A 12971-nucleotide genomic window follows, 5' to 3' on the forward strand; every position below is an offset into this window, starting at 1 on the left:
TCCTTGGTCTTGCCCCGCCGCCGGGACGGGGCCGGATACATCGTGGGCGGCCGGGTATCGCGGGGCCCATCACCCTAGAGTACCGCGTCGGGCCGTGCCCCGCTGCACCCCTCTTCCCTGAAGGACACCTCAGCCCTGGCGCGCTCGCAGGGTGCTGCCACAGGTGAAGACACCGCGCTGGCGCATCAGCTCACGCCTGAGCTGCGGGTGAGCCTTGAACTTGTCGCGACCGTGCAGCCAGAAGTGGTTGTTGATCAGCAGGAAGCTGCCGACAGGGTTGGGCAGGGAAATGACGCCGTCGCTCGACTCCAGCGAGTCCGACAGCTCGCAGAGCCAGTTGCCCTCCTCCAGATCACGTGGCTGGACAAACTGATCGATGTAGGCCATCACCGGGCGGCCATCACGGTCGACGTCGAATACCGGGTGAAAGACGTCGCGCACCACATTCTTGCTGGGCGGAGCCGACCAGCGCATCTCACTGAACGCCAGCGGGTGACGGCAGAACCGCTCCAGCTCGTGCCAGTCGTCCAGATGGAGCAGCCGCGAGTTGCCGCCTTCCATGTGCTGCTCGTCGATCTTCATCATCAGCACATAGTCGGTGACCTGCTCGACGAAGGTGCCGTCGTTGTGAAGCTCCATCACCCGATGCGGCGCCCGCAGATAGCTGTCGGAGGTGTCGACATTCTCGACCACGAAGCGGGCATAGTACTGACCACTCATGGCATCGAAGTTGGATCGTCCGATCAGGTGGGCAACGGCGGTGGCAAACTTGACCATGTCCTCGGCCTGCTCGACCCGGTCCAGCCCTTCCGGCACGACCTGCAGCGCTCCCTGGCGACGGTCCAGCAGGATATTGGCCAGCCGCGGCTTGAGCGTCCCCTCGCACAGCTCATCGAGTATTCCCGCGACACGAAAACGCAGCATCGACTTGTACTCCAGCGCCTGAATCGGCCATTCGGCACAGGCGTCGAGAAAGGCAGCGACGACCGACCGCTCGACACGCAGCTCCTGCAGACGCTCGGAAGAGGTCGACGGGACCAGGGTGAACCCGCGTGGATCGCGTGCGCCAGGGGCGGTGGTCTGATCATCACGATCCTGAAGCTGGGCAGAGGCAAGGATGGACATGGCAGGGCTCCGTATTGTTTTGACGTTTTGTGAAAATATCTACATTCTTAACTTTGGTCAACAAAAACCCGGCTGCCGCCGGGTGCTGATTTTCGGGACAAGGTCCAGAGTTCTTGAAGCGTCCGCCGGCCGGCAAAGCCGCCGACCGGCGTTGCGGTCAAGGCGTCAGGTGCCTTCCAGCTCACGACGCATCTGTCGCTGGCTGTAGGCCGTGCCATAGCGGCGGCGGGACCACAGGTACAGGCAAAGCCCGGCGCCCATCCAGCCGGCGAACAGTCCCCACTCGATGGGTGACAGCGCCGAGGGGCTGCCGGGCAGGTAGAGCCCGATCAGTCCCAGCGACAGCACCACCGCCAGCCAACCGACCAGGCGAGGATGGCTGACCTTGAACGGCCTTTCGAGTTCCGGCTCCTTGCGCCGAAGCACCAGAAACGAAATGGATACGAACAGGTAGGCGATGACGATGCCGAGACCACCGGCCACCACCAGCCACACCATGGCCTGGCGGCCCAGCAGAGGCGCCAGGCTCGACAAGGCTCCCATCAACAGGATGGCGTTGACCGGCGTCCTGTGACGAGGATGCAGCTTGGCCAGAAAGGCCGGCAGCATGCCGCAGTGGGCCAGTGCATAGATGGCGCGCGAGCCACCGACGTAGAAGGCGTTCCAGCTGGTCAGGATGCCGGCGATACCCGCCAGTACCATCAGGTTGGCCGCCCAGGGGGTATTGAACACCGCCCCCATGGCGTCAGGTACCGCCAGGGAGCTGTTCTCGAGCTCCGCCTTGGGCAGCATCAATGCCGTTCCCAGCACGATGAAGGCGTACCAGAACACCGCCAGGACCACCGACAGCATCAAAACCCGACCGATCTCGCGAAACGGCAGGTCGATCTCTTCCGCCGCCTGCGGGATGACGTCGAAGCCGACGAACAGGAAAGGAACCATGATCAGCACCATGGTGATCCCGCCCAGCACACCCTCTTCGGTGTTGAACAGCGGCGTCAGCGAAGCGCTGCTACCCTCGAACAGTGCGCCGGTGATGAACATCACACCGACGGCCAGAATCAGCAGCGTCACCACCTTCTGGACCAGCGCCGCGGTGCGCACGCCAACATAGTTGATGGCCATCATGACCACCGAGCCGGCCACACCGACGGCAACCCAGGTGGCCTTGACGTCCCAGCCCGCCAGGGTCCACAGGTGACCGACGGCGTAGCCGGGGAACAGATGCTCGACCACGGTGGGCAGCGCTACCGCCTCGAAGGCCACCACGCTGAGATAACCCAGCACGATCGCCCAAGTACACAGGAAGGAGGCAAAATGGCCCAGGGCACGGTAGCTGTAGACGTGCTCACCACCGACCTGGGGCATCGCCGAAGCGAGCTCAGAGTAGGTCAGCCCCACCAGCACGATCACCATGCCGCCCAGCACGAATGCCAGTATGGCGCCAAGGCTTCCTGCCGAGGTGATGAAGCCCCCCGTCAATACGATCCAGCCCCAGCCGACCATGGCACCGAAGGCCAGCGCCAGGACGTCCTTGCGGGCCAGCACTCGGCTCAGCTGGGCTCCGCCATTGCTGTTATTGTCCATAAGATAAACCTCTCGCCGCAGTGGTGCGTTCCCGCAGAACAGTGATTGTTGACCGGGGACAGGACGCACCGTTGAATTTATCAATCGCGCGTGCAACTTATCATGAGGATGTTTGCCGTCCGCAGCCTTCGTTTATACCTCTTTGGTCTAAGTTTGTAGGGCCTGCAGATGGCGCCATCGCCGTCAGCCGCAGTCTCCCGCGGCGTCTGCGGAATGAGGAGTTTTCGTCGCTGCGCCACGCCCAGAACGGACACCAAATTGGACTGGCAAGAGGGCAAAAAAGGTTGCATGCTGTAGGGGTCGAAAACGCCCATTGGAGTACCATGAGCACCGCAGATTCCTTGTCTCGAGCAGACGCTTCCGAACCGCCTCCTCGACGATGCCCTGACCTCGATGTCAGGGACCTGGAACAGCGCACACGACTGATGCGCATTGTTACGCGGCTTATCGCCGTATCTGATCTCGGAAGCCGCGAGATCGCACGCCGCGCGGGTCTCCCCATGCAGAAGATCAGTGATCTGCTGTCGGGACGACTGGAACACTTCACCTGCGACGAGCTGCAGGCCATTCGCCGCATCATCGACGATGGCCATCTGTCACTCTCCTGAATGGCCCGTGCTGGACGGCGCCCCGGAAGGCAATTCTGCCAGGGCGCCGCGTCTTGTTGGCGCGAGCCATTGCCCCACCTTTCCCCTTGATCTTCATGCCATGAGGAATCATCGATGCGCCGTCTGCTAGCGGCTTGTCTGCTATGTGTGTCTGCAAGCGCCCTGGCCGATGGCCAGGCCACCCTGGTCGATGGCAGTGGCGACCCCGAGAGCGCCGTCACCGCACGCTGGATCGGTGATCAACTGCGCCTGGACTTTCCCCGCCACGCGGCCAAGGGCTATCTGCTGCTGAGAGACGGCAAGGGCCACGTGGTCACCAACTTCGGTGGTCAGACGGTGGTGCTGGGCATCCGCGATGTTCAATCCATCGCCGGGCAACTCGGTGGCCAGGACCTGTCCGACCTCGGCAGTTACCAGGCCCAGCAGGTGCTGTCGCTGGAGCCTGTCGGCACGCGGGAAAGCGTCGCCGGCATCGAGGGCGAGGTCTATCGCCTTGACTGGATTACCCAGGAGGGCGATCGCCGAGAGGATGAACTGGTACTCAGCCAGCGACCGGAGGTCATCGAGCTTTTACGGGTCGTCGACCGCTATCAGAGCATTCTGTCGGGGCAACCGGACCCGGTGGCGGCAAGGCTCGAGCAACAGGGGCTCGGACTTCTGCGTTTTGGCGACAAGTTCCAGGTGGTCAGCCTGACGGCGACGTCGCCCGACCCTGCCGTGCTGGCATTGCCGTCTCAGAGTGGCAACGTTGGCGAGCTGTTGCGTTCGGTCATTCAATAGACTTAGGGCCAGGCGCCAACTTTCCCCCTCTCCAGCACTAGATCCACAGCATACCTAGGATGGTGTACTTGATCGCGCACCGCGTGGAATAGGTGTGTGTCAATTGCGTGTAAAACCGCGAAAATGCGATGCAGGAGTCTCCAATCCACGATATATCTTGAAGGTAGCCTTCAAGACATGGTGCGGCCGCACGGCTCGATGTCGTTCCGCAGTGGTCGCACCCATCCAGTGAGAGTTGCCATGAGGCCAATCGACAAGTCCCTGCTGGAACAGATGCACATCAGCGAGGTCGAGATCCAGCGTCGCAAGGAATTCCTGAGCCTCGACGAAGCCGACCTGGCCGATCTGGCAGCGCTCAAACCCCTCATCAACGAGCATATCGAGATCATCGTCGAAGAGTTCTACGAGCGGCAGACCGAGATCGACGAGATCAGCCTGCTGATCGGCGACTCCGAGACCCTGCAGCGACTGCGCTCGGCCCAGCGCCAGTACGTCCTCGACATCTTCACCGGCTACTACGACGCGGAATACGTCAACAGTCGGCTGCGCATCGGTCTGGTGCACAAGCGTATCGGCGTCGAACCCAAGCTGTTTCTGGCCGCCATGCGCACGCTCAAGGAAATCCTGTTTCGCGTCATCGACGAGAACCTCGAGGACGTGCAGGCGACCAAGTCGGCGAAGAACAACCTCGACAAATTGATGTACTTCGATATCACCCTGGTCTTCGATACCTATATCGATACCCTGCTCAACGAGGTCCACAGCGCCAAGCGCCGAATGGAGCTCTACGCTCGCAACCTGGAAGAGAAGACCAAGGAGCTGGCCGCCTACGCAGAAAAGGACGCCCTTACCGGGCTGTTCAACAAGCGAGGCATGAGCGAGGCCCTGAACAGGGAGATCCGCATGGCCGAGCGACGTCACTCGCTGGTCAGCCTGATCTACTGCGATATCGATGACTTCAAGCAGATCAACGATACCCACGGCCACCACAAGGGTGATGAAATCCTCGTCACCTTCGGCCAGATCATGCGTGAAACGGTCCGCAGCAGCGACATCTGCTGCCGCCTCGGGGGGGATGAATTCTGCTGTATCCTGCCAGACTGTGATGCCAAGAGCGCCAAGACCATCGGCAGCAAGATTGAACTGGCCTTCCAGAGCAAGTACCCGAACTTCTCGATCAGCCTGGGCGTCGCCGAGACCGGGGATCGAGACTACCTGCGCGAGGAAGAACTGCTGCGCGCCGCCGACGCCATGATGTATCGCAACAAGGAAGCCAGAAAGCGCAGTGCCGCAGAGGCCGCCTCGAAGACCTCAGCCAGGACGTTGCCAGCCCCCGCCCAGGCAGCAGAGAAGACAACCAGCTCAACGGCCGCCCAGAGTGACGATCACTGACTTCCACTCGCCTGGCTCGGCATTGTCTCGATAAAAATTTAAATTTCTGCTAATAAAGTTGGATCTAAAATAAAAAGCCTCAATCAGGGCATGCGGGAAGCTCGGCAGACGCTCCTGCTTCGACCAGGTCCTGATGGTGGCATGTGCTGGTTGTCGTACGGTCTCGAGGAAAATGCCCCATGTCCTACCATGAAGCCAAGGAACACGCGCCCGGTCGCCTGCATCGGCTATTCAGTTCGCCCTATACCGCCTTCGACAACCAGACCAGCGAGCGACGCCTGCATCTACTGCTGGCCCTCAATCTGCTGGTCTTCGCGCCGATGCGCCAGGGCCGACTGACGTTACGACTGCTCGATGGCTGGGAAAACGGCGACTGCGAACAGCACACCCTGAACTTCCGAGACGCCGACATCCACCGCCCCCAGGACCTCATCAACGCCGCACCACACACCCAGTCACGCCCACTGCTCGCCCCGGCCCTGGAAGAGGCGTTGTCCAGCGCCGAGGCCAATGCCATGGGGCTGGATAGCGATATTCGCCTTCACCCGGCGAAGTGGCCGGCCTTCCCCGGCGGACTCTCGCTCTACACACGCTACAAGGTCTGCCATCGCCTCATCTATGGCGAAGACGACAGCTACCGCTCGATTCGCTGCGAGACCCCGGTAGGCCTGCGCGAGATTCACGAGTTCCACCTCGAAGAAGGCGACTTCGCCGTCAGCCTGCCCCACGATGACTCCCCCGCCGACAGCGATGACACCGTGGGCCTGGTCCTTCATGCGGCCCAGCGCTCCGCCCTCACCCACTGGCTTGCCGATCTGGCAGAGCAACCACTGTCGAAGCTGATGGGCTGAGTTCAGACGTCTCTGGGCACCCTGCCCATCAAGTAGAATTCCGGGTTGGGTGGCGTACCGGTCAAGGTCACCAGGCGGTTGGACAGCCCAAAGAAGGCGCAGATCGCACCGATATCCCAGATATCGTCGCGGCTGAACCCCACCGCCTGCAGACGTTGCTCCCACTCATCGGTCAGCTCGCCCAGATCGATTGCGCAGTGCAGCGCGAAGTCCAGCATGACGCGATGTCGCTCGCTCAAGCCAGAACTGCGATGGTTGACCGCCACCTGGTCGGCGAGCAGAGGATCCTTGCTGTAGATCCTGACCAGCGCTCCATGAGCCACCACGCAGTAGAGGCAGTGGTTGCGGGCGCTGGTGGCGACCACGATCATCTCCTTCTCGGCCTTGGTCAGGCTATCGGACTCACGCTCCATCAGCGCATCGTGATAGGCGAAGAAGGCACGAAACTCCGCCGGCCGATGGGCCAGCATCAAGAAGACATTTGGCACGAAGCCCGCCTTCTCCTGAACCGCCAGGATGCTGTCTCGGATATCGTCGGGCAGATCGTCGAGAGATTCAGGGACGGGAAAGCGGCTGAGAGATGGGCTGATCGAGGGGCTCATGGGGGCTCCGGGCTGACGTGGGCATGGAAGAAGGGCCAGGCAATACATTGACGTTAACGTAAAGGTCAATCTGGCGCTCTGGTACTTTGATCGAATGCCGAGTCGCCGCTGCCGAAAACGACGATGCCCCCTTGACGGGGGCATCGCAGCCTGCAGCAGGGCCAGGCCGGAGAGCTCGAGTCAGGCAGGACCTGGCCGCTGCGCCAGCATGCCTGCTCGGCCCAGGATCAGCCGAGCGAGATGGTGCTGTTGATGCCGCTCGAGACGTTCTCCGGTTCGAACCAGCGCGCGGTCACCGTCTTGGTCTGGGTCCAGAAGCTGATGGCCTGCTTGCCATTGGGGCCAAGGTCACCCAACTTGGAGGCGCGCGAGCCGGTAAAACTGAAGTAGGCCACCGGCACCGGGATCGGCACATTGATGCCCACCTGACCGACATCGATATCGCTCTCGAAGCGACGCGCCACCCAGCCGGAATTGGTGAAGATGGAAGTACCATTGCCGTTGGGGTTGGCGTTGACGAAGGCGATGGCCTCGTCCAGCGTGTCCACCTCGACCACGCACAGCACCGGACCGAACACCTCTTCACGATAGATGCTCATGTCCGCCGTCACGCCGGCGAACAGGGTTGGGCCGACGAAGTTGCCGTCGGGGTAGCCCTCGACCTGGCAGCCACGTCCGTCGACCAGCAGCCGAGCGCCTTCCTGTTCGCCCTTGGCGATCAAGCCTTCGACACGATCCTTGGCCGCCGGTGACACCAGAGGCCCGAGATCCGCCTCGCGGTCGGTGCCCGGCCCCACCTTCATGTTGCGAGCCCCCTCGACGATATCCTCGAGCCACTCCCGGGCCTGGCCGACCAGCACCACCACCGAGTTGGCCATGCAGCGCTGGCCGGCGGCGCCGAAGGCCGACCCCAGCAGGTTGTTGATGGCCTGAGAGCGGTTGGCGTCAGGCATCACCACACAGTGGTTCTTGGCACCCATCATGGCTTGAGCGCGCTTGCCGGACTCGCTGGCACGGCGATAAAGCTGGGTGCCGACATGGGTGGACCCGATAAACGACATGGCCTTGATATCCGGGTGCTCGCACAGGTGATTGGCGACATCAGGGCCGCCATGCACCACGTTGAGCACACCGGCGGGGACACCGGCCTCGAGCGCCAGTTCCACCAGGCGCAGGGTGGAGCTCGGGTCCTGTTCGGAGGGCTTCAGCACGAAGGTGTTGCCGGTGGCGATGGCCAGCGGGAACATGAAGCAGGGCAACATGATGGGGAAGTTGAAGGCGGTGATGCCGGCACCTACCCCCAGCGGCTGGTTGAGGGTGTAGACGTCCACCTCGTTGGCAGCGTTCTCGGCAAGCTCCCCCAGTTGCAGCGAGGTGATCGAGCAGGCGTGTTCGACCACCTCGAGACCACGACCGACTTCACCTTCGGCGTCGGGCAGGGTCTTGCCGTGCTCCTCGGTGATCAGGGCGGCAAGCTCCGGGGTATGCTCGCGAATCAGCGCCTGCAGCTTGAGCATGATGCGCATGCGCTTGGCCAGCGGCACCTTGCGCCAGGTGGCAAAGGCCTGATGGGCGCTGGCAACGGCCCGGTCGACCTCCTCCAGGGTACAGAACGGCACCCGCGCGACCACTTCCTGAGTCGCCGGATTGATCACATCGCGCCATTCGCTGGACTGCGAGGGGACGGCCTGGCCATCGATGATCATGGGAATTTCGCGGACTGACATGGGCGTGCTCCGGCTGTTGTCGTTGTGCATGAGCGTGGCGTCGTATGAGATGGACTGGGCGTACTGCCATGCCAGCAGCCGCCTTGATCGCTGTGGCGGTGTGCACCACGGCACGGCTATCCATGCTCACCAGTCTAGACACAGGTAGGATGGCCAAACAACGGCCAGCCAGGCACATTGCTTGTGCACTGATGCACAACCACAAACACATCGAAGTCCACGACGTCGTCGCTCAGCGGAGGTGATTTTTGCTCGACTGGCAGGACCTTCAGGTCTTTCTCGAGGTGGCCAGGCATGCCCGCCTGTCCGACGCCGCCCGACGGCTGGGCGTTGACCACTCGACCCTGTCGCGGCGAACCCGCCGCTTCGAACAGCGACTCAACACCCAGTTGTTCGAACGCAGCACCCACGGCTACCGCCTGACTCCCGCCGGCGAACGTCTGAAGAGCCACGCGGAACAGATGGCCCGACACGCCGACGAGGCCGCCGACAGTCTGACCGATCAGAACCTGCGCCTGGAGGGCCAGATCCGACTTGGCGTGACCGAAGGCTTCGGGACCTGGGTGGTGGCCCCGCTGCTCAGCGCCTTCTGCCGGCGTCATCCCGGCCTCACCCTGGACCTGCTGGCGCTGCCTCGCGTGGTCAATCTCAGCCGCCATGAGGCAGACCTGGCGATCACCATCGAACGACCGGGCAACCCCGGCCTGGTCACCTCGCGACTGTGCGACTACCGGCTCAAGCTCTACGCGGCGAGGCACTACGTCGAGCGCCACGGGGCACCGCAGCAGCTTGCCCAGCTGGGCACACATCCGCTGATCGGCTACGTGGACGACCTGTTGTTCAGCGAGCAACTCAACTACCTGGATCCGTTGCTGTCGCCGCAGGTGCAACAGGCGCAGCAGACCCACTTTGCGCTTCGCAGCACCAGCGTGACGACCCAGATGATGGCCACCGAGAGCGGCGCAGGCCTGGGCATTCTGCCGTGCTTCATGACGGCGGGACGAGACGGGCTGATGCCGCTGCTGGAGGACGAAGTGTCGGTGGTGCGTCAGTTCTGGATCACCGCCCGGCAGGAGCAGCGCCAGCTTGCCCGGGTGCGTCTGCTGTGGGACTTCCTGCGCGAGGCGCTGGCAATGAATCAGGATTTTCTGATGGGACGCCATGACCGGCTGGTGCTGTCGGACGACGTCGAATGAACACCGGCTGGCTGCCACCAGGGCCGGCGCCAGCATAGGACTGGGCCCCCGCCCCAGAACCACGACACCCCGCCTGGGCGGGGTGTCGTCGATGCGCAAGCAACCGCGTCAGGATTCGACCTTGGGTGGCTCGACCTCGAGCTTCTGGGCAGCGATCACCGCCTGGGTGCGCGAGTGCACGCCCAGCTTTCTGAGGATGGCGGTCACGTGGGCCTTGATGGTGGCCTCGGAGACGTTCAGCTCGTAGGCGATCTGCTTGTTGAGCAGGCCTTCGGTCAACATGTTGAGTACGCGGAACTGCTGAGGCGTCAGCGAGGCGATGGCCTCGGCAAAGCGCGCCTCTTCCTCGTTGGCCTCACCCAGGGCGTCGGCCATCTCTTCCGGCAGCCACACTTCGCCGTCGAGGATCTCGCCCACCGCCTCGGCGATCAACGCCAGCGACGAGGACTTGGGAATGAACCCCGAGGCACCGTAGTCGATGGCGCGGCGCACGACGTGCACTTCATCGCTGCCGGATACCACCGCCACCGGCACATCCGGGGTCTGACCACGCAGCTGGATCAGCCCGGAGAAGCCGTGGGCTCCAGGCATGTGCAGATCGAGCAGGATCAGGTCCGCGTCGGGGTGGCGAATGACCACGTCCGAGGTGGCCTCCATGGTGTCGGCCTCGATGATTTCGGCCTGGGGCGCGAGCTGGCGAAGCGCCTGCGTCAGGGCGGCACGGAACAGCGGATGATCATCGGCTACGATGAATTTCTGGGCAAAGGCCATGGACTCTCCTCCGGATTCCGATGCAGCGTGTCAGGCCTGGACGCCGCAACGCAAGACGCTTGTTTGCACAGCATGTTACCCCATGGTTGCCGGCTTTCCCAAGCGCCCTGACGCAAGCATCCTCAACGGCTACCCGTGGTGCCGACTCTGCGGCCTCCATCACTATGCAAAAACGGGCCGGCGCCGGAAGTTTCCGGCAGCCGGCCCGCAGGACCTGCTGTTACGCCATGAGCCTTACTTGGCGGCGCGGTGCTCGATCAGATCCTCGACCACCGAAGGATCGGCCAGGGTACTGGTGTCGCCGAGGCCATCACACTCATTGGCGGCAATCTTGCGCAGAATCCGGCGCATGATCTTGCCCGAGCGGGTCTTGGGCAGTCCCGGTGCCCACTGGATATGATCCGGCGAGGCGATCGGGCCGATGTCCTTGCGCACCCACTGGGTCAGTTCCTTCTTGAGCTCGTCGGTGGGTTCGGCCTCGTCGTTGAGGGTCACGTAGATATAGATACCCTGCCCCTTGATGTCATGGGGGAAGCCCACCACGGCGGCCTCGGCCACCGCTGAGTGTGCCACCAGCGAGGACTCGATCTCGGCGGTGCCCATGCGGTGACCGGACACGTTGAGGACGTCGTCCACCCGGCCGGTGATCCAGTAGTAGCCGTCCTCGTCACGGCGACAGCCGTCACCGGTGAAGTAAGTCCCCTCGTAGGTGGAGAAGTAGGTCTGGATGAAGCGCTCGTGATTGTTCCAGATGGAGCGCGCCTGTCCCGGCCAGGAATCGAGGATGACCAGGTTGCCGTCGGTGGCGCCCTCGAGGCGCTTGCCTTCGTTGTCCACCAGCGCCGGCTGCACACCGAAGAACGGCAGGGTCGCGGAGCCCGGCTTCTGGTCGATGGCACCGGGCAACGGGGTGATCATGATGCCGCCGGTCTCGGTCTGCCACCAGGTATCGACGATCGGGCATTTGCTGTTGCCGATCACCCGGTAGAACCACTCCCAGGCCTCGGGGTTGATCGGCTCGCCCACCGAGCCAAGCAGGCGCAGGCTATCCCGAGAGCTGGAGTCCATCACCTTGTCGCCGTGGGCCATCAGGGCGCGCACTGCGGTGGGGGCGGTGTAGAGGATACTGACCTTGTGCTTGTCGACGATCTCACCCATCCGCCCGTGGGTCGGATAGCTCGGCACCCCCTCGAACATCAGGGTCACCGCACCGTTGGCCAGGGGCCCATAGACGATGTAGCTGTGGCCGGTGACCCAGCCCACGTCCGCGGTGCACCAGTAGACCTCGTCCTCGTGATAGTCGAACACGTACTGGTGGGTGAGGCTGGCGTAGGTCAGGTAGCCACCGGTGGTGTGCTTGAGCCCCTTGGGGGTGCCGGTGGAGCCGGAGGTATACAGGATGAACAGCGGATCCTCGGCACCCATCTCTTCGGCGGGGCAGTCGGTGTCCTGATCGGCCACCACGTCGTGGTACCAGACGTCACGTCCCTCGTGCCATTCGATGTCACCGCCGGTACGCTTGACCACCAGCACCTTCTCGGCCACGTCGGTGCCGTCACGGGTCAGGGCGGCGTCGACGTTGTCCTTCAGCGGTACCTGCTTGCCACCGCGTACGGACTGGTCGGCGGTGATGATGACCCGTGAGGCAGCGTCCTTGACCCGCTGGGCCAGGGCGTCGGGAGAAAAGCCGCCGAACACCACCGAGTGCACCGCACCGATACGGGCGCAGGCCAGCATGGCCATGGCGGCTTCCGGGATCATCGGCATGTACAGGGTCACGGTGTCACCCTTGCCGATCCCCATGGACTTCAGGGCGTTGGCCAGCTGGCAGGTACGCTCGTACAGCTCGCGGTAGGTGATCACCGAAGATTCGTTCGGATCGTCCCCTTCCCAGATGATCGCCGGCTTGTCGCCACGCTTGTCGAGGTGTCGATCCAGGCAGTTGGCCGCCACGTTGAGGGTGCCATCCTCGAACCAGCGGATATCGACATTGTCGCTGGCGAAGGATACCGACTTGATGGTCTGCGGCGGCTTGATCCAGTCAAGGCGTGCGGCCTGCTCCTTCCAGAAGCCCTCGGGATCTTCCACCGACTGCCGATAGAGCTTGTCGTAGGTGGCCTTGTCGGCCCAGGCGGTCTTGGCAAACGCATCGGAAACCGGATAGACGTGCTGATGATCGCTCATGGTGCTCTGTCCTTGGATACCCATCGAAGTGAAGAGCCAGCCGCCTGAATAAGAGAGACCGACCGGCGCGAATAACCTGACAGCCAGCATAACGTCGCCAGGCCAGGGTTTCCCCTTAGACATTGGTATGACTATTTTTTTATTTTAT

Annotated in this window: 11 protein-coding genes; 5 read left to right on the forward strand and 6 right to left on the reverse strand. The window is 62.9% G+C overall.

What is annotated here, in order from left to right; all coding sequences use genetic code 11:
- Nucleotides 1-129: 129 nt before the first annotated feature.
- Complete coding sequence (gene glaH, locus NFG57_RS16275) at nucleotides 130-1125, reverse strand: glutarate dioxygenase GlaH (protein WP_108448221.1); 996 nt, start codon at nucleotides 1123-1125, stop codon at nucleotides 130-132.
- A 165-nt stretch (nucleotides 1126-1290) separates the two neighbouring features.
- Nucleotides 1291-2712, reverse strand: coding sequence for an APC family permease (locus NFG57_RS16280; protein ID WP_124803346.1), 1422 nt, complete (start codon nucleotides 2710-2712; stop codon nucleotides 1291-1293).
- Between the two features lie 323 nt (nucleotides 2713-3035).
- On the opposite strand from NFG57_RS16280, the gene NFG57_RS16285 reads away from it, so the two are divergent.
- From NFG57_RS16285 to NFG57_RS16300, 4 genes are all read left to right on the forward strand, one after another.
- Nucleotides 3036-3320 carry an XRE family transcriptional regulator gene (locus NFG57_RS16285; RefSeq protein WP_071211119.1) on the forward strand — a complete coding sequence of 95 codons (285 nt, stop codon included), beginning with the start codon at nucleotides 3036-3038 and terminating at the stop codon, nucleotides 3318-3320.
- Nucleotides 3321-3434: 114 nt separating this feature from the next.
- Nucleotides 3435-4100, forward strand: a complete 666-nt coding sequence (locus tag NFG57_RS16290; RefSeq protein ID WP_348814777.1) for a hypothetical protein — start codon at nucleotides 3435-3437, stop codon at nucleotides 4098-4100.
- A 240-nt stretch (nucleotides 4101-4340) separates the two neighbouring features.
- Complete coding sequence (locus tag NFG57_RS16295; protein ID WP_181248598.1) at nucleotides 4341-5492, forward strand: diguanylate cyclase; 1152 nt, start codon at nucleotides 4341-4343, stop codon at nucleotides 5490-5492.
- A gap of 179 nt (nucleotides 5493-5671) precedes the next feature.
- Nucleotides 5672-6343 carry a hypothetical protein gene (locus NFG57_RS16300; RefSeq protein ID WP_348814778.1) on the forward strand — a complete coding sequence of 224 codons (672 nt, stop codon included), beginning with the start codon at nucleotides 5672-5674 and terminating at the stop codon, nucleotides 6341-6343.
- A 2-nt stretch (nucleotides 6344-6345) separates the two neighbouring features.
- Here the strand turns inward: NFG57_RS16300 and NFG57_RS16305 are convergent, their stop codons facing one another.
- Entirely contained in the window at nucleotides 6346-6933 is a 588-nt protein-coding gene (locus NFG57_RS16305; protein ID WP_348816197.1) for a peroxidase-related enzyme, read from the reverse strand.
- A gap of 239 nt (nucleotides 6934-7172) precedes the next feature.
- Nucleotides 7173-8672 (reverse strand): CoA-acylating methylmalonate-semialdehyde dehydrogenase, encoded by a 1500-nt coding sequence (locus NFG57_RS16310; RefSeq protein ID WP_348814779.1) that lies wholly within the window; start codon nucleotides 8670-8672, stop codon nucleotides 7173-7175.
- Nucleotides 8673-8920: 248 nt separating this feature from the next.
- Between NFG57_RS16310 and NFG57_RS16315 the strand changes: the two genes are divergently transcribed.
- A complete protein-coding gene (locus tag NFG57_RS16315) occupies nucleotides 8921-9868 on the forward strand; it encodes a LysR family transcriptional regulator (protein WP_222516004.1) in 948 nt (315 codons plus the stop codon).
- Nucleotides 9869-9976: 108 nt separating this feature from the next.
- Here NFG57_RS16315 and NFG57_RS16320 read toward each other — a convergent pair whose 3' ends face one another.
- Nucleotides 9977-10639 (reverse strand): response regulator transcription factor, encoded by a 663-nt coding sequence (locus NFG57_RS16320; protein WP_045992823.1) that lies wholly within the window; start codon nucleotides 10637-10639, stop codon nucleotides 9977-9979.
- A gap of 234 nt (nucleotides 10640-10873) precedes the next feature.
- Nucleotides 10874-12823 carry an acetate--CoA ligase gene (gene acs, locus NFG57_RS16325; protein WP_348814780.1) on the reverse strand — a complete coding sequence of 650 codons (1950 nt, stop codon included), beginning with the start codon at nucleotides 12821-12823 and terminating at the stop codon, nucleotides 10874-10876.
- Between the last annotated feature and the right edge of the window lie 148 nt (nucleotides 12824-12971).

The organism is Halomonas sp. H10-59 (genome assembly GCF_040070555.1).
GTDB lineage: Bacteria > Pseudomonadota > Gammaproteobacteria > Pseudomonadales > Halomonadaceae > Halomonas > Halomonas litopenaei.